General features: G+C 47.8%; 17 protein-coding genes. 8 read left to right on the forward strand and 9 right to left on the reverse strand.

Features of this window, described 5'->3' with window-relative positions; translation table 11 throughout:
• Window positions 1-20 precede the first annotated feature (20 nt).
• A complete protein-coding gene (locus EYO21_06960) occupies window positions 21-521 on the forward strand; it encodes a hypothetical protein (GenBank protein ID HIB03542.1) in 501 nt (166 codons plus the stop codon).
• On the opposite strand, the gene EYO21_06965 is transcribed toward EYO21_06960, so the two are convergent.
• Window positions 522-1,613, reverse strand: coding sequence for a YjgP/YjgQ family permease (locus EYO21_06965; protein HIB03543.1), 1,092 nt, complete (start codon window positions 1,611-1,613; stop codon window positions 522-524).
• An 88-nt stretch (window positions 1,614-1,701) separates the two neighbouring features.
• On the opposite strand from EYO21_06965, the gene EYO21_06970 reads away from it, so the two are divergent.
• Complete coding sequence (locus tag EYO21_06970; GenBank protein HIB03544.1) at window positions 1,702-3,357, forward strand: Na+/H+ antiporter NhaC family protein; 1,656 nt, start codon at window positions 1,702-1,704, stop codon at window positions 3,355-3,357.
• 7 nt (window positions 3,358-3,364) lie between these two features.
• Here the strand turns inward: EYO21_06970 and EYO21_06975 are convergent, their stop codons facing one another.
• Window positions 3,365-4,567, reverse strand: coding sequence for an HlyC/CorC family transporter (locus EYO21_06975; GenBank protein HIB03545.1), 1,203 nt, complete (start codon window positions 4,565-4,567; stop codon window positions 3,365-3,367).
• A 118-nt stretch (window positions 4,568-4,685) separates the two neighbouring features.
• Between EYO21_06975 and murQ the strand changes: the two genes are divergently transcribed.
• From murQ to EYO21_07005, 6 genes are all read left to right on the forward strand, one after another.
• Window positions 4,686-5,597, forward strand: a complete 912-nt coding sequence (gene murQ / locus EYO21_06980) for an N-acetylmuramic acid 6-phosphate etherase (protein ID HIB03546.1) — start codon at window positions 4,686-4,688, stop codon at window positions 5,595-5,597.
• A 15-nt stretch (window positions 5,598-5,612) separates the two neighbouring features.
• Entirely contained in the window at window positions 5,613-6,749 is a 1,137-nt protein-coding gene (locus EYO21_06985; GenBank protein ID HIB03547.1) for an anhydro-N-acetylmuramic acid kinase, read from the forward strand.
• 9 nt (window positions 6,750-6,758) lie between these two features.
• On the forward strand, window positions 6,759-8,129 hold the full coding sequence (locus EYO21_06990) for a phosphomannomutase/phosphoglucomutase (GenBank protein HIB03548.1): 1,371 nt from the start codon (window positions 6,759-6,761) through the stop codon (window positions 8,127-8,129).
• Window positions 8,122-9,096 (forward strand): polyprenyl synthetase family protein, encoded by a 975-nt coding sequence (locus tag EYO21_06995; protein HIB03549.1) that lies wholly within the window; start codon window positions 8,122-8,124, stop codon window positions 9,094-9,096. The genes EYO21_06990 and EYO21_06995 overlap by 8 nt, the downstream gene beginning before the upstream one ends.
• 2 nt (window positions 9,097-9,098) lie before the next feature.
• Window positions 9,099-10,142 carry a bifunctional phosphoglucose/phosphomannose isomerase gene (locus tag EYO21_07000; GenBank protein ID HIB03550.1) on the forward strand — a complete coding sequence of 348 codons (1,044 nt, stop codon included), beginning with the start codon at window positions 9,099-9,101 and terminating at the stop codon, window positions 10,140-10,142.
• 70 nt (window positions 10,143-10,212) lie between these two features.
• Window positions 10,213-10,785, forward strand: a complete 573-nt coding sequence (locus tag EYO21_07005; protein HIB03551.1) for a hypothetical protein — start codon at window positions 10,213-10,215, stop codon at window positions 10,783-10,785.
• Here the strand turns inward: EYO21_07005 and rnc are convergent, their stop codons facing one another.
• The 7 genes from rnc to plsX are packed head-to-tail and all read right to left on the reverse strand — an operon-like array spanning window position 10,786 to window position 16,656.
• Window positions 10,786-11,517, reverse strand: coding sequence for a ribonuclease III (gene rnc, locus EYO21_07010; protein HIB03552.1), 732 nt, complete (start codon window positions 11,515-11,517; stop codon window positions 10,786-10,788).
• Complete coding sequence (gene fabF, locus EYO21_07015) at window positions 11,505-12,746, reverse strand: beta-ketoacyl-[acyl-carrier-protein] synthase II (protein ID HIB03553.1); 1,242 nt, start codon at window positions 12,744-12,746, stop codon at window positions 11,505-11,507. Before fabF ends, rnc begins: the two co-directional genes overlap by 13 nt.
• Before the next feature lie 5 nt (window positions 12,747-12,751).
• Window positions 12,752-12,985 carry an acyl carrier protein gene (gene acpP, locus EYO21_07020; GenBank protein HIB03554.1) on the reverse strand — a complete coding sequence of 78 codons (234 nt, stop codon included), beginning with the start codon at window positions 12,983-12,985 and terminating at the stop codon, window positions 12,752-12,754.
• Between the two features lie 12 nt (window positions 12,986-12,997).
• A complete protein-coding gene (gene fabG, locus EYO21_07025; GenBank protein ID HIB03555.1) occupies window positions 12,998-13,735 on the reverse strand; it encodes a 3-oxoacyl-[acyl-carrier-protein] reductase in 738 nt (245 codons plus the stop codon).
• Window positions 13,728-14,654, reverse strand: coding sequence for an ACP S-malonyltransferase (fabD, locus tag EYO21_07030; GenBank protein ID HIB03556.1), 927 nt, complete (start codon window positions 14,652-14,654; stop codon window positions 13,728-13,730). Before fabD ends, fabG begins: the two co-directional genes overlap by 8 nt.
• The gene (locus EYO21_07035; GenBank protein ID HIB03557.1) at window positions 14,651-15,640 is read right to left on the reverse strand and encodes a ketoacyl-ACP synthase III; all 990 of its coding nucleotides are present in this window, start codon (window positions 15,638-15,640) and stop codon (window positions 14,651-14,653) included. The genes fabD and EYO21_07035 overlap by 4 nt, the downstream gene beginning before the upstream one ends.
• A 2-nt stretch (window positions 15,641-15,642) precedes the next feature.
• Window positions 15,643-16,656, reverse strand: coding sequence for a phosphate acyltransferase PlsX (gene plsX, locus EYO21_07040; protein HIB03558.1), 1,014 nt, complete (start codon window positions 16,654-16,656; stop codon window positions 15,643-15,645).
• Between the last annotated feature and the right edge of the window lie 7 nt (window positions 16,657-16,663).

The following is a 16,663-nucleotide window of genomic DNA, read 5'->3' on the forward strand; positions in this document are numbered from 1 at the left end:
AGGTGCCTCGGGGCTGGTCGATGGTTCACGAAATAACCGCTAATTCGGTCACTCTGGATAAACTTAGCAATAGCAAATGGGATGAGCTATTCCAGGAAAGAAAGTATATTGTAAAAGATACGCTTGAAAACGGTAATCCACGAAAGTTCAAAATACGTTATCCTGGCCTCTTTCGGTTGGGAGTATCCAAACGGTTTGACCAGGACTTAACAATTGCCGGGGACCTGGTAGCTGGTTTTACTAACAGGCTAGGTGTTCATCAGAAGTGGAAACTTTCAACAGGCCTTCAGTTCAACAGGTTCAAGGCTTTTCCCCTCCGTTTGGGTTATATGTATGGCGGGAAATATTTAAAAGAGCTTGGGTTTGGGGCAGGCTTTCACGCCGGGCCCATTATTTATGATTTTGCTCTTTCTTTTCGAAACGGTGTCTGGATTCACAATATGAAAGGAATATCTATTTCATTTGGTGTAGCCCTCACCAGTTTCAAGAGCCGCAAGGATAAGACGCCTCCCAGCCAGTAGCTATTTTCTCGCCCGCATCAACAATATAATTCCTCCCAGACAGAAGACAATATTGCCAATCCATGCCGACAAGGCAGGCTCAAGTATTCCCTTGTAGCCAAGCGTCTGTCCGAACCGAATAAAGGCGTAGTAACCGAAAATCAAAAATACGCTCATTCCAGCGCCAAAGGCGAGGCCTGTCCTCGGTTTAAATGCCACAAGAGGAAATGCAAATAGAACAACAATCACGTTGGTGAAAGCGAAAGAAATCTTACCGTAAAGATTTACCTCCCAGCGGGTCGTGTCCACACCGCTCTCATTTAACTCTGCGATAAATGTTTTTAGATTGCTGTAGTTCTTTTCCTGGGGGGAGGTTGCCTGTCTCGTAAGATCTTCCGGGCTGAAGTTGATGGTGAGCACCGTATCGCTCCGGGAGAAATAAACTGCGGTCTCAAAGCCGTCAGGGTGGAATTCTCGGATGGCGTAAGTCTCAATTCTCCACTTCTCATCTTGGGGAAGCCAGGTCATTCTATTTGCATCGATACGCCGTGTAAGTTTCCCTTCTTCCATAAAGTGAATCAAAACACCGGCAGCCTTCAGAGTCTTTGGTGTATATCGATCGATAGCGATGTGAAAATCATCGGATTTCCTCAGAAAGATGTCACGTTTTTTTGTTGAATATCGTTTACCACGAGACTTAATCAAGTACTCCTTTTCAATTTCTCGCCTTTTCTGATTTCCGATTGTCACGACACGGTCATCAAAAAAGAAGGAAGCTACGCTGATAATTATAGAGCATATGATAAGGGGAGCGGCAATCCTGTATAGTGAAACGCCGGAGGCCTTCATGGCTGTCAATTCATTTCTTCTTGAGAGAAGACCCACTGTGAAGATGGTAGAGACAAGGACCGCCATGGGCAGGCCGATACTAACAAACCATGGCAGTGAGTAGAGATAGTAAGTGATAATCAAATTACTGGGGACTTCCGCATCGATGAACTTGTCCATATTCTCAACGGTGTCCACGACAATAAAGATAATCAGAAACCCGAAAATTGCGACGCCCAGGAGGGACAGGAATTGATGAATGACGTAGAAATCAATCCTTTTCATCGCTCAGTCAAGTTACTCAGGGCATTGAGAAAAAGGGAGGAAAAATCACTTTTCTCTCTCTGGCTCACCGCCTATATTGACACCCTTTGTGAACGGACAGACCCGTAAACTTTCTCTTATCGCCGTATTTATCGCTCTTGTGGTGTGGGAATTGTTGGTTCCCACGGGCAATGTGACAGACTTCCGGGTTTCTTTTTCCTCCCTTATACCTCCGTTGTTTGCCATTTCCATGGCACTCATTACAAGAGAGGTGATCCTTTCACTGTTTTGCGGTGTTTGGATCGGCGCTACCATGCTCATGGGATATAACCCCGTGGAGGGGCTTCTGAAGACCATCGATACTCATATTTTGAATTCCATCACTGATACTGATCAGGCGGCCATACTGCTTTTTACCCTCGGTTTCGGCGGTGTCATCGGTGTGGTCAGCGCAAATGGCGGAATGGGAGGCGTCGTTGAAAGTGCCTCGCAGTACGCCAATACACGAAAGCGAAGTCAGATGGCTACTATGCTCATGGGAGTGGTCATTTTCTTTGACGACTATGCCAACACTCTTTTCGTCGGAAACATGATGCGTCCGTTCACCGATAAGCTCAAGGTTTCCCGGGAGAAACTTGCCTATCTCGTAGATTCCACCGCAGCACCGGTGGCGAGTCTTGCTGTTATCAGCACATGGTCTGTTTTTCAGATGTCGCTCTTGGAAACACCCTATAAAGAATACGGTATTGTGGAGAATCCTTACATTACGTTCCTCAATTCCATTCCGTACTCTTTCTATTGCATTCTCACAATCGCATTCATGGGTTTCTTGATCTGGTCAGGCCGCGATTATAGCAACATGCTCAAAGCGGAGCGTCGTGCTCTCAATGACGGGAAGGTTCTGGCTGATGGTGCACAACCTCTCACAGATACAGAACTGTCCAAGGATGGGGGATTGAATTCAGGCACTTCACACTGGACAAACGCCATGGTGCCAATTCTTTTGCTTGTTGTCATAATTGTCATCGGGCTGTACAAGACTGGGACGGACGCACTGGCACCCGGTGACGATCATTCCATCAGAAATATCATCGGCTCCTCCGATCCATACCGTGCTTTAATGTGGGGTTCTTTTATAGCGGGATTTGTGGCCATTTTTCTTTCTTATGGAAGAAATCTCCTCACCTTAAGGGAAAGTCTGGAGTCTTGGGTAAAGGGAGCCAAGTCAATGCTTATGGCTTGTATGATCCTTGTTCTAGCCTGGACGCTGGGAGATATCTGCAGGGAGGTTAAGACGGCTGATTATATCATAAGTTTAACTGAAGGTTTTCTCACTCCGGCCCTTTTGCCGCCGGTCACTTTTTTAACCGCGGCTGTGGTCAGTTTTTGTACAGGTACCTCTTGGGGAACTATGCCTATTCTCGTTCCCATCGCTGTACCGTTGGCTTTCAACCTTTTGGGAGGAGACCCCAATTCTCTTGTTGGTGAACCCATCTATCTTGCAACTTTTGCCAGCGTTCTCTCGGGATGTGTATTTGGTGACCACTGTTCACCCCTATCTGATACAACAATACTCTCTTCAATTGCTTCCGGCTCGGACCATGTTGATCATGTAAAGACTCAGTTGCCTTATGCTTTAACCACAGGGGTTATCAGTCTTGTTTTCGGTTATTCTCTTGTGAGTTACCTGCCGGTGGGGGTGGCTATTTTGTTGGGTGTTGCGGCAGCTGTGGTAGCTGTAAGGCTGTTGGGACGAGAGCCTTAATCTAACCTCATTTTTTCCTTATATGAATTCGCTCGACCTGACTTGGAGTGGAACGAAGGATTCTTATTCTGAAACCGGCTGACTCTAATTTTTCCCCGGGTGTAGGAATTCTTCCTAGCCTGTGGATGATGAAACCGCCGATTGTTTCATAATTCCCTTTTGGCAGTCTGACGCCGGATTCCGATTCAAGTTCTTCCAGATCCATGCGACCATCCATAACAAAACTACCATCGGTGAGCCGGGATACTCGTTTCGTCTCCTGATCAAACACATCTTCAAATTCACCAAAGAGCTCTTCGATGAGGTCTTCAACCGTAACCAGACCGGAGGCCTTTCCATCGACCCCTACAACAATGGCGAGCGTTGACCGGTATCGCTTTAATTCCCGAAGTGCTTCGCTGGATGTCATCGTTTCGCTGATAAAGAGCGGTCTGTGAGCAATTTCATATAGGGATTCAGCCTCTGAGAAAAGGTCATGAAGGAAAACGATTCCCTGGATCTGATCGAGGGAATCCCTGTAGAGAACAAGTTTGGAGAGGCCGGTTGATGCCATGAGTTGGACGGCATCCTCAACAGAGGCGTCTTCATGCAGGCCTATGATGTCGGCGCGGGATGTCATGGCTGCCCGGACCGGTTGTGAACCGAAATCAAAAATATTGATGATCACCTCTTTTTCTTCCGCTTCTAATTCTTCACTTACTTCCATTTCATCAAACAGAATCTTCAGTTCATTTCGATTCAAAAAGTGTGTGGTTGATTTTTCCTTCCCGTCAGGGAACAGGGACGCGTAGCTCCGAGCAATCCAGACAATAGGAGTGAAGAGAATCTCCGACGCCCTAAGAAATGGCGTGTTGAAGACAGCCATTGAAGTGGCCCTTTCCCTGGAAAAACTTTTTGGTAATATTTCACCGAACACCAGGATAACAGCTGATATTGTTATAAGGATCCACAGTTGCGGCAGACCCAAGTGGATGAGCGTGATGGTGGCGTAAGATGAGGTCAACACATTTGCCAGATTCGTCCCAACAAGGACAGTGATGAGGTATCTGTCCGGTTTGCCCAGAAATTGCTCAGTAAGATTTACGGTCCCGTATCCCCGCTCGCGCCAAACTGCCAGTTGGAGAGGATTTGCCTGATGGAATGCAATTTCAGTGGCTGAGAAAAATGCTGAGAGGACTAGGCCGATGATTGCTAAAGTGGGTTCTACCATATACACAATTTACACAAAATCAGTTGAGCGAAGGGCTGTTCAGAGGTAAATGGAATACACTTCATTGAGACAGTGGAGGTTGATTAACTTTTTCAAGATAAGAGGACCACTTCGGACAATGGGTGAAAAACTGAACAGGGCTTCTCTAGCAACGGAACAGCAGAATCCTAATTCCATTGATCTCGATTCCAAATCAGTGGCTGAGATCCTGGAAATTATCAACATGGAGGATAGTACTGTGGCGGGATCCGTTCGTGAAGTGCTCCCTCAAGTGGAAGAGGTGGTGAATCTGGCTGTTGGTGCCATCAGGGGCGGGCGACATGTTGTTTATATTGGTGCCGGGACGAGCGGTCGTTTGGGTGTTTTGGATGCTGCCGAATGTCCTCCAACATTTTCAGCACCGCCTGACTTTTTCCAGGGTGTTATTGCAGGCGGAGAAAAAGCTCTCAGACGTTCAATTGAAGGGGCCGAAGATAAACCTTTGGATGCCGAAAGGGATTTGGACTTGGTGGATCTCACAACGGGAGATGTGGTCGTCGGCATTGCCAGCAGCGGAACAACAACCTATGTACTCCACGCCCTGGAATATGCGAAAACCAAGGGGTGCTCCACCGTCTTTCTCATCTGTAATCCTTCTCTGCTTGTGGATATTAGAGTGGATGTGCTCGTTGCGGTGAATGTGGGCCGGGAGGTTATCACTGGCTCCACCCGTATGAAATCGGGCACTGCCACAAAAATGATACTTAATATAATATCAACGGCCACCATGGTACGGCTAGGAAAAGTTTACGGCAACCTCATGGTGGATCTCAAAGCTGTGAATGAAAAGCTGGTGGACAGAGGTACCCGCATTGTCTCCCAATTGACAGGCCTGGACTATGATTCAGCAAACAGTTTGCTTATGGATTCCAGAAAAGAGGTGAAGACAGCCATCGTTATGCATCACAAAAAGTGTGATTACAGCACGGCCAAACAGACATTGGATGAAAATGACGGCTTTCTGAGGCCTGTTATCGAAAAGGCCAAATAATCATATCTAGAAACAATGCCTGCTGATCTGGACACTCTACAGAAGAAACCGTGCCTCACCATGGTGGGGCTGATGACAGGGACCTCCATGGATGGTCTTGATATCTGCGTGGCCGAAGTTGATTTAAAAGAGGAGTCAGCGCAGTTCAATGTGCTGGGAACAGGATCAGTTTCATACAGTGACAAAATGAGAGCGGACGTTGAAACGTGCCTGGAGGGTGACTCTGATGTGATATCACAGACTCATGTTTCTCTGGGCAGGTTCATGGCGGTAGAGACAGAGAAGTTCTTGCGTGCGAACGAATTAATCATCATAGATGCCATCGCCATGCATGGACAGACCGTCCATCATGTGAGCGGTGAATCGAGTCTCCAGATAGGGGAACCGTCCTTTCTGGCTCAAGCTCTCAATGTGCCAGTGATTTTAGATTTTCGTAGCGCCGACATTGCCGCGGGAGGCACCGGAGCACCCCTGATTCCAATTGTTGATAAATGGCTGTTTCAACGCCGGGAGGAGGCGGTCATCTGCATGAACTTGGGTGGCGTTGCCAATGTCACTTATCTTCCCTCCAAAATTTCGGATGAACCGATACTTGGTTTTGACACCGGTCCTGGTATGGGACTGTTGGATGAAGCCTCAAAAGCCCTTACAGGGAACAATTTTGATGAGGACGGCACTCTGGCTCAGGCTGGTACCGCTCATGAGGAATCAGTGGAGGGGTGGCTCCGTCACTCCTTCATTACAGCATCACCGCCCAAATCCACCGGTAGAGATGAGTTTGGTGCCGATTGGATCTCGGAACATCTACCTGATATGAAAAGTTGGAAAGTGAATGATGTTTTGGCAACACTATCCCTTTTTACCGCTCAGAGTGTGGCAGTAAATTGCCGAGAGAACCTTCCGCTTGACAGTGTTAAACAAATCTTAATCTCAGGCGGAGGTGTCTACAACAAATCTGTGATGAATCAATTAAAAACTGAATTTTCTTCTATTTCAATTCTCACTTCCAATGATTTCGGCATCGATCCTTTTATGAAGGAAGCGCTGGGCTTTGCTATGCTGGGGGCGGCACACCTGAAGGGAATTCCGGGTAATCTCCCTTCTGTGACGGGTGCCTCTGAGGCTGTTATTCTCGGTAAACTGATTGTTTAGAATCACACCATGAAAATTAATCCATACATTTTTCGACAGTATGATGTAAGAGGTATTGTTGAGGAAGACTTTCCTTCGGAGTTTGTTTCAGGGTTTGGCAAAGCATTTGGGACACTCGTCAAGCGGTCCGGCGTGCGAGAGGTCGCTCTCAGCGGTGATGTCCGGTTAAGTACACCTCAGCTTAAAAAACTTTTCAAAGAAGGCGTGCTGAATACAGGAGTTGACATCATTGACATCGGTACGCTACCCACACCTGCTAATTACTACAGTATGTGGAAGCTGGATGCCGGCGCCGCAGTCCAGATTACAGGGAGCCATAACCCTTCAAATATGAACGGATTCAAAATGTCCCTGAAAAAGGGTGCTGTGTATGGTGATCAGATCCAGCAACTGAAAGGCTTCATGGAGCGAGACGATTTCGAGAGCGGCGAAGGGACTGAAGTGAGGTACAAGATTCTGGATGAATATATTGAAATGATACAGAGCAAGATCACGTTTGACCATCAGATGACCTTGGCCATGGACAGCGGCAATGCCGCGGCATGCCTCGCTGCCCCATCCATATTTAAAGGATTAGGCGCCGATCTTACTGAATTGTTTTGTGACGTGGATGGTAACTTTCCAAACCATCACCCGGATCCAACTGTTACGGAGAATCTTACCGAGCTGATCTCAACGGTTAAAGGTGGCAACTTTGATGCTGGCCTTGCCTATGATGGCGATGCCGACCGTATCGGTTTAGTGGATGAAAAGGGGGAGATCGTATTTGCCGACCAGATCATGGCTCTTATGCTGCCCGAAATCGTGAATGAAGGGGACGAGATCCTTTTTGATGTCAAGTGCTCACAGGCACTGGAGGAAGAGATAATCCGGCTGGGGGGGAAGCCTGTCATTTGGAAAACGGGGCACTCGCTTATCAAACAGAAAATGAAGGAGCTCTCCTGTAAGTTCGGTGGGGAGATGAGTGGCCATCTCTTTTTTGCTGATGACTATTTTGGTTACGATGACGCCATTTATGTATCAGCGCGATTCGTTCAGATGCTGTCTCGCCAGGACAAAAAACTTTCTGAACTTGTTGCGGCTTTGCCTCAGTATCACTCCACACCGGAGATGAGGCTCAACTGTTTGGATGATGAAGAAAAATTCAGGATTAACAAGGAGGCGACGGCTTATTTTAATGAACATTACGATTGTCTGGACATTGACGGTGTAAGGATCAGATTCCTTGACGGCTGGGGGCTTGTCCGGGCATCCAATACACAACCGGTAATCGTTTGCCGTTTTGAAGCGAAAAGTGAAGATAGGATGAATGAAATCAAGAACCTTGTTTTGAATAAGATAAGTGAACTAGGCGACGTGGAGACTCCAGCGGATGACTGATGATTTTTCCGGCAGAGTTGAGCGATACCGTAACCTTATTGATGCGGCTCTGTTGGATATTGGTAAAAACGATGAACCTGCCTATCTCTACGAGCCCATACGTTACGTTCTTTCCGGCAAGGGTAAGCGACTTCGTCCCACTTTAGTCTTTATTTCCGCTGACGCCTTCGGCGCTAGCGAAGATGTGGCACTACCGGCAGCCATGGCTGTTGAGATTCTTCACAACTTCTCCCTCGTTCACGATGACATCATGGACGGTGATGATCTCCGGCACGGCAAAGAAACTGTTCACAGACGTTGGGACAACTCCGCGGCCATTCTGACCGGTGACGGCATCTTTGCTCTTGCCTATGATCAGCTTACCCGTCTCGATGATGCGGCCACAGAAAGTCTGAAAGTTTTCACAGATGCCACACTGAGACTTTGCGAAGGTCAGGCAATGGATAAGGATTTTGAATCCCGTAAAGGGGTTAGTGTGGATGATTATCTAGAGATGGTCCGGCTCAAGACTGGGACACTTCTCTCCCTCTGCTGCCGGCTCGGTGCCATCGTGGGCAGTGCATCTTCGTATCAGACTGATCAGATTGGGCGGTTTGGCGAACGGGTAGGGCAGGCATTCCAGATTCAGGATGATATCCTTGAGATCTATTCGAGTTCAGAGAATATGGGGAAGAGCCTCGGCTCTGATGTTCTAGCGGGGAAGAAAACATTTCTCACTTGCAGTGCTGAGGAGGATAATGTTTCTCAGTGGTCTGAATTCAGGGCCAGTCTTAGTGGGGAAGATTTGAGCGCAAAGATATTACCGGAACTGCGACAATACTTTCACGATAACGGAATCCAGGTAACGGGAGAGGAGAAAGTGAAACACCTAGTGAATGAGGCACTTTCATTTCTGGGGGATATTCCTGAAAATAAACGGGAGAAATTTGAGTTGTTTGTGCAGATGGTGATGGAGAGAAAGCATTAACCATGGACTTCAGGAAGCTTGACCCGGCAGATATGCACGGTCAGATAGTCAATTTTCCTAAGCAGATTGAAGACGCATTGGCTATTGGAGGGGGCCACGATCCGAAAGGTGATTTTTCAGATATTTCTTCAGTTGTGATCGCTGGTATGGGCGGCTCTGCCATAGGTGGTGACCTCATCCGAGCTCTAACCGTAGACAGTACCAGCGTGCCCATAGAAGTGGTCCGTGATTATCGACTGCCTGCCTGGGTGGATGGCAAAACTTTTGTTATCTGTGTCAGCTATTCGGGCAACACTGAGGAAACCCTCTCTTGCCTGGATGACGCTCTGGAGCGGGGTGCAAAGGTTGCCGGAGTCACCTCCGGCGGGAAATTGGAAGCGAGGTTAAATGGTTTTGACAGTGATGTTATCAAAATTCCCGGCGGCAATCCGCCGAGGGCTTCTATCGGTTATGTTTCCATTCCTGCCATTGTGCTCTTGCAAAAGATCGGGTTAGCTGACGAATCACTTAGCAAAGATCTCCAGAGCGCTGCCGTCGAGCTGAAAGAACTGAGAGATAATTTTGCCGAACCTTCTGACAGTAACCCCACATTCTCTTTGGCAAAAACTGTTTATGACTCTGTGCCGATCATCTATGGTGATGCCCGTTACACAGGTGCTGTAGCGCTTCGCTGGCGCGGACAGTTCGAAGAAAACGGAAAAATGGCCGCCTTTCACCACACATTGCCGGAGATGAACCACAATGAAATTGTTGGGTTCAAGAATAATCCAGAATTACTGAAACAGATGGGCGTTGTCTGGTTAATTGATAAAGACCAGCATGAGAGAACTGCATTGCGACAGTCACTGACTCGTGAACTGATTGGCGAGACTGTTCGCTATCAGAAAGAGGTCCGGAGCCAGGGGAATTCCCTGGTAGGACGCTTACTCTATCTTGTCCATTTCGGGGACTGGGTAAGTTATTGGTGTGCAGTGTTGCATGGGGTTGATCCCACACCTGTGGAAAGGATAGAATCGCTGAAAGCGAGACTTGCAAAAAATGACTGATTTGGTGGTTAAGAAGGTTGCATTGAGAACAACGATCACCTAAATTAAAGCAGGCTCGAACTCATCATCTATGATACCGGTAGAAGTCACACGCATCTCTTTTTACCCACCAAGCAAAGGGTATGCCGTGGTACTGCAAGAGATCGGCGGCGAAGAAAGAAAGCTACCGGTCATTGTAGGATCTTTCGAGGCCCAGTCCATCGCCCTTGCCATGGAGAAGGTGGACACGCCTCGACCCATGACTCATGATCTATTAACCTCCATCCTTGAACAGATGGAAGTCGATGTTAAAGCAGTTGTTGTTACTCATTTGTCTGAAGGGACTTTTTTCGCCGGTATCAGGATAGATATTGATGGAGACGATGAGGCTGAGGTTGATTCGCGTCCCTCAGATGCCATTGCGGTTGCGCTGAGGTTGGGAGCGCCAATTTTCGTTGATGAAGCTGTCATGAATGAAGCAGGCGTGGAAGATGAGGAACAATCTTCTGTTAGTTTTGAAGAATTAGTGCACAGTCACGATAACAACCGGCGTAATATTCTCGAAGATAAATTGCAGAAAGCCATTGACGATGAAGAATATGAGCGGGCAGCAAAGATCAGAGATCAGCTTATGGAACTGGAAAAGGGGGCTTCCAAGGTCTGATCAGGACTTTATAGATTCCAGTGTTTTTTGAGAAGCCGTTTGTTCAGCGGCTTTTTTTGTTGGTCCGGATGCTGAACCGTGAGTTCGCTGGCCAATTTTTACAGTCACTTCAAAGATCTTTTCGTGCTCAGCACCTTCCGTGTCAGTGATGTTGAAGCGGGGTGTCTCCATACCGTTGGCCTGGCAGTGTTCAATTAGCAGACCTTTGTAATTGAGTGTTTTCCAGGCTTCTCTCCGCTTTTCCCAGACTGTTCTGTTTATCAGCTTTCTGCATGGTTCAAGCCCGCCGTCAAGCCTCATGGCGGCGATAAGCGATTCAAAAACATTTGCCAACTGTTTCTCAGACACTTTCGGTTGACTCAGGTCCAGAGAGGAACCTGCTTTTATGTACTTCAGGAGATTCAGGGAAGCACCCATTTTCGCCAGGTATCCCTTTTGCACAAGCGTTGACCGCCGCTGTGTCAGCAAACCTTCTCTTGCCTGAGGGAATTCCCTTATGAGCAGGTCCGACACCACCTGATCAAGGATGGAGTCCCCCAAAAACTCCAGCTGCTCGTAATTGCCGGTCACTTCGGGATTTTTAGATTTGTGTGTCAAAGCAGTTTTGAGCAAGGAAGAGTCTCGAAAAAAATAGTCCAGCGCTTCCTGGAGTTCTATGAGTTTGCCGTTTCTGTGAACAAACCGCCAAATAAGTCGTCTGAAAAACTTTCTGAGCAGATTCAGTTTTCCCACTGCTTTACGATAAGCACAGCATTGTGCCCACCGAAACCAAAGGTGTTTGACATAGCCACCTTGACATCTCTCTCCGCTGCAATATTAGGTGTATAGTCTAGGTTGCAGTCAGGATCGGGCGTTTCATAATTGATGGTGGGGGCAATCTTATTATCTATAATAGTCATGATGCATGCGACGGCCTCGATCCCGCCGCTGGCACCTAAAAGATGCCCAGTCATAGACTTGGTTGAACTGACACTCAGGCTGTCGGCACAAGTACCAAACAGTTTCCGGATAGCTGCAGTTTCATTCTTATCATTATACGGAGTGGACGTGCCATGTGCATTAATATAGTCAATATCTTCAAGATTGAGGTCAGCGTCGGAGACGGCTCTTTTCATGGCACGAACAGCACCTTCGCCGCCGGGGGCGGGAGCAGTGATGTGATAGGCATCGCTGGTGGCGCCGTAGCCGGCTATCTCACCGTAAATAGTGACGCCCCTGGCAGTGGCATGGTCCGCCGCTTCCAGCACCAGAAGCCCTGCCCCTTCACCCATGATAAAACCGTCCCGTTTCAGATCGAATGGCCGAGACGCTTTCTCCGGTTCATCATTATTGCTTGAGAGAGCTTTCATGTTTGAAAAACCGGCATAGGCAATAGGTGTGATAGCAGCTTCGGAACCTCCGGTAAGAATGACATCAGCGTCTCCGTACTGAATGAGTCTGTAGGCGTCGCCGATTGCGTTCGTGGCACTGGCACATGCTGAAACAACACTGTAGTTTGGCCCTTTCATTCCCCATCGAATTGAAATATATCCCGGTGCGATGTCCGGAATGAACATGGGGATGAAGAAAGGGGAAATGGCACGGGGACCACGGTTAATCATTTTCCGGTTCTGCTCTTCCATGGTTTGAAGACCGCCGACGCCTGAACCGAGGATGACACCGAATCGGTCCATATCATTAATACCATTTTCCAGATTGGCATGCTTTAATGCTTCATCTGCGGCGGCCATGGCCAAAACTGCGAACTCGTCGAGGCGGTTCAGCTCCTTTTTATTGAGATAGTCATCGGGCTGGAAATTCTTTACCTCTCCGCCAATCTTGACGGCGAAATCTGAGGTATCGAATTTGGTAACAGTGGATATCCCGCTCTTGCCCGCGAGCAGACAGTCCCAGAAATGGTGGACACCCACACCGAATGGGGAGACAATTCCCATCCCTGTGACCACGACGCGCCGTGGCACGGTTATCAGCTGGCGTGTGAGTCTATATAGTCTACGGCGGAGCCTACAGTGGTAAGCTTCTCGGCTTCCTCATCAGGAATTTCCATGCCGAACTCTTCTTCGAGCTGCATAATCAATTCAACCGTATCGAGTGAATCGGCGCCAAGATCATCAACGAAAGATGCTTCAATGTTGATCTTATCTTCATCAGCACCGAGCTTGTCCATGATAACTTCCTTCACCTTGTCGAAACTGGACATCTGTTTTCTCCTTTACATGTAGAGACCGCCATTAACGGCAATTGTCTGACCCGTAATGTAAGCTGCTGCGTCGGAAGTTAGAAATAGTGCCGTTGCGGCAATCTCTTCCGTATTCCCAATTCTCCCCAGGGGAATCTGTTTGATCATTTCTTCTTTCATTTTATCGTTCAAATCGGTTGTCATGTCAGTATCAATGTAACCCGGGGCGATGGCGTTAACGGTGATATTACGTGACGCCAGTTCACGAGCGACGGTTTTTGTGAGACCGATTATTCCGGCCTTTGCTGCCGAATAGTTGGCCTGCCCCGGATTGCCCATCATACCTGATACCGATGTGATATTAATAATCCTGCCGAAACGGTTTTTCATCATGTGAGATATGACTGCCTTAATGCCGTTGAAACATCCTTTGAGGTTCACATCAATCACACTGTTCCAGTCACCTTCTTTCATCCTGAGTAAAAGATTGTCTTTCACAATGCCCGCATTATTTACAAGCACATCAACGCTCCCAAACTTTTCCGTAGATTCTTTCACAGCTTTTTCAAAGGCGGTCATGTCCGAAACATCCATGGGCACAGCCAGTGCGGTTCCGTCATTTTCTTCAATCTCAGCAACTACCTTTTCAAGGTCTTTCGCAGTCCTGCTGGCGCAAGTCACCTTGATGTCGCTCTCAGCAAACTTTTTAGCGATAGCGAGACCGATTCCGCGGGAAGCACCAGTGATAAATGCCGTTTTTACTTCAGGCAATAGCCAACTCCTTTATCTGGTCAAACCGCTCTATTCCTCTTGTTGAAAGGGTACGATCTATACGGTGGTTAAGTCCCTGAAGGACGCGTCCAGGACCGACTTCAACAAAATCTGTTGCACCTAAATCCCGGAGAGTTTCTACAGTTTCGATCCATCGGACCGGATTGTCGAGTTGGCGAATCAGATTTTCTTTAATCTCATTCGGTTCCGAAACAGCCTCAGCGGAAATATTCATCACAACGGGGAACCGTGCACGGCTCAGGCTAATTTCATCAAGAGCCTTTTTCATGGACATTTTCGCGGTGTCCATTAGCGGAGAATGGAAAGCGCCACTCACATTCAGTTCAATTGCTTTAATGGCGCCTGATTCTTCTGCCAGCTTCATGGCATTTTTTACCGCATCAACATTCCCGGAAATTACAATCTGCCCCGGAGAATTGAAATTCGCCGGTACTGCTACTTCTACTCCTTCAGACGCTTTATCACAGATGCATTTTACAGCGTCAGCATCAAGTCCGATGACGGCGGCCATGGTACCTGAGCGTTCCTGTCCGGCCCGGCTCATGGCGTCACCCCGGAGTTTGACCAGTTCCAAAGCCTGTGTGAAAGTGAAAACGCCGGCGGTTGTGAGGGCGGAATATTCGCCGAGACTGTGCCCGGCTGAAAAACTCGGTGTAAGTCCTTTCGCCATTATGAGTTCTGCCAGTGCAACGCTGGCAACAAAAAGTGCGGGCTGAGTGACTTCGGTCCGCCGAAGGATCTCTTCAGGTCCTTCAAAGGAAAGTTTTGCCAGGTCTATACCCATAATGTCATTGGCCTCTTCGTACCTCCTCTTTGCTGAAGCTGAGGCCTCAATTAAATCTTTTCCCATGCCAACTTTTTGGGAACCCTGACCTGGAAAGAGGAAAGCCGTAATCATACGCACTTCCCCCATCTGATTAGAGTGGCTCCCCACGTAAACCCTGCTCCGAATGCGGCCAGGACAACAAGGTCTCCCTCTGCCAACCGACCCTCATTGACGGTCTCGCTCAAACCAATGGGGATAGTGCCGGCAGTGGTGTTGGCAACTCGGTCAATGTTTACCAACACTTGTTCTTCACTCAACCCCAGTCGCTTGGCGGTGGCATCAATGATTCTTTTATTTGCCTGGTGTGGAATAAAAAGGTTCACATCTTTATTTGAGAAACCATTCCTTTCCAAAAGTGTCTTAGCGGCATCAGCCATTCCCCGAACAGCCGACTTGTATACTTCCCGACCGTCTTGTTTCAAGTAATGCAACCGCTGGTCCACCGTTTCGTGAGTTGCGGGCTGGCGGCTTCCGCCGGCAGGCATATAGAGTCGATTACCGCCACTCCCATCTGTGAACATGATTGAGTCAAGAATACCATCATCCCCTTCAGTTGGTTGAAGGAGCACAGCGCCGGCACCGTCACCGAAAAGAACACAAGTGGAACGATCTTTATAATCAAGGACTGAGGTCATAGTGTCGCCCCCAATGACAAGCGCTTTATTGTGCCTTCCACTGTAAATGAGACTGGCGGCCGTTTCCAGCGAAAAGAGAAACCCCGAACAGGCGGCATTCAGGTCAAAAGCCCAGGCATTGGTGGCACCGATTGAATCTTGGACAAGTGCGGCAGTAGAGGGGAAGAACATGTCCGGCGTCACCGTTCCAACAATAATCACATCAATCTCCTGGGCACTTGTGCCGCTTTTTTCCAGAATCTGTTCAACAGATTTGATTCCCATATGAGATGTGGCTTCTCCCTCAGCCACAACGTGGCGCTCCCGGATGCCTGTCCTGCTTTGAATCCATTCATCGGAAGTGTCAACAATCTGCTCGAGTTCGGTGTTCGTCATGACGCGATCAGGAAGATAGTGGGAAACGGCTGAGATGGTTACCCGCAAAATTATGTGCTTTCTTTAATGAGGGATACAGTGGATGAGATATTGTCCCTGATGGATCCAATTAGATCAGTCTCGACACATTTTTTTGCCGCAAATACGGCATTCTTTATAGCTCTGGAAGGAGAACTGCCGTGACAGATGATAACAACACCATTCACACCAAGGAGGGGGACACCGCCGTACTCTTCATATTCGAAGTGTTTCATGGCTTTGGAAAATATGGAATTGAACAGTTTTTTCTCATCTGTGGAATTGACTTTATCTTCCAGCTGCAGTGAAACGTTCCGGTGGACATGGGCTATCCAGCCTTCAGCAAATTTCACAATATTATTCCCCAGAAAACCGTCACAAACTATTACATCAACATCTCCGTCAAAGAGATATCTGCTTTCAATGTTTCCTTTGAATGATGGAAGACATTTTTTCATCAACTTGTGGGATTTAACGTAAACCTCGGTACCTTTTGTTTCTTCGGCTCCAATGTTAAGGAGACCTACAGAAGGATTTTGAACCCCTTTAATATGAGATATATATTTTGACGCCATGACTGCAAACTGAAGAAGGTGAGAGGATTTAGCTTCGGTATTGATGCCTGCGTCGCAAAGAACAAGACCGTTCTGACCAACGGGAAAGTAAACACCCAAAGCTGGCCGCTTAACACCTTCGATTCTACCGAGGAGGAAGAGCGAGGCTGCCAAGATTGCTCCCGTGTTTCCAGCACTCACGAAGGCTTTTGCTTTCCCTTTTTTCATTAGGTTAATGCCTGAAACAATTGAGGAGTCCGGCTTTTGTTTTATCACTTGAGATGGCCGATCTGTCATCTCGACTTCCTGAGAAGTATGATGTATTGTTACTGATAATGATTCATTTGAATCAGTCAAGCTCTCTTTGATCTTGGACTCATCTCCAGTAAGAGTGAGATCAATTGTGGAGTCGTCGGATACGGCTTCCAGAGCACCTTCAATGACTTCTGACGGCGCGTGGTCACCCCCCATGGCATCGACGACTATTCTCATCGAGATT

It is taken from the genome of Candidatus Neomarinimicrobiota bacterium (genome assembly GCA_012964825.1).
In the GTDB taxonomy this organism is placed as follows: domain Bacteria; phylum Fidelibacterota; class Marinisomatia; order Marinisomatales; family S15-B10; genus UBA2125.

Bases quoted from the DNA above. Each gene is read 5' to 3' on its own strand.
- EYO21_06960 (HIB03542.1), top strand. From the start codon at position 21: ATGGTTCACGAAATAACCGCTAATTCGGTCACTCTGGATAAACTTAGC.
- EYO21_06965 (HIB03543.1), bottom strand. From the start codon at position 1,613: ATGAAAAGGATTGATTTCTACGTCATTCATCAATTCCTGTCCCTCCTG.
- EYO21_06975 (HIB03545.1), bottom strand. From the start codon at position 4,567: ATGGTAGAACCCACTTTAGCAATCATCGGCCTAGTCCTCTCAGCATTT.
- murQ (HIB03546.1), top strand. From the start codon at position 4,686: ATGGGTGAAAAACTGAACAGGGCTTCTCTAGCAACGGAACAGCAGAAT.
- EYO21_06985 (HIB03547.1), top strand. From the start codon at position 5,613: ATGCCTGCTGATCTGGACACTCTACAGAAGAAACCGTGCCTCACCATG.
- EYO21_06990 (HIB03548.1), top strand. From the start codon at position 6,759: ATGAAAATTAATCCATACATTTTTCGACAGTATGATGTAAGAGGTATT.
- EYO21_06995 (HIB03549.1), top strand. From the start codon at position 8,122: ATGACTGATGATTTTTCCGGCAGAGTTGAGCGATACCGTAACCTTATT.
- EYO21_07000 (HIB03550.1), top strand. From the start codon at position 9,099: ATGGACTTCAGGAAGCTTGACCCGGCAGATATGCACGGTCAGATAGTC.
- EYO21_07005 (HIB03551.1), top strand. From the start codon at position 10,213: ATGATACCGGTAGAAGTCACACGCATCTCTTTTTACCCACCAAGCAAA.
- acpP (HIB03554.1), bottom strand. From the start codon at position 12,985: ATGTCCAGTTTCGACAAGGTGAAGGAAGTTATCATGGACAAGCTCGGT.
- fabD (HIB03556.1), bottom strand. From the start codon at position 14,654: ATGATTACGGCTTTCCTCTTTCCAGGTCAGGGTTCCCAAAAAGTTGGC.
- plsX (HIB03558.1), bottom strand. From the start codon at position 16,656: ATGAGAATAGTCGTCGATGCCATGGGGGGTGACCACGCGCCGTCAGAA.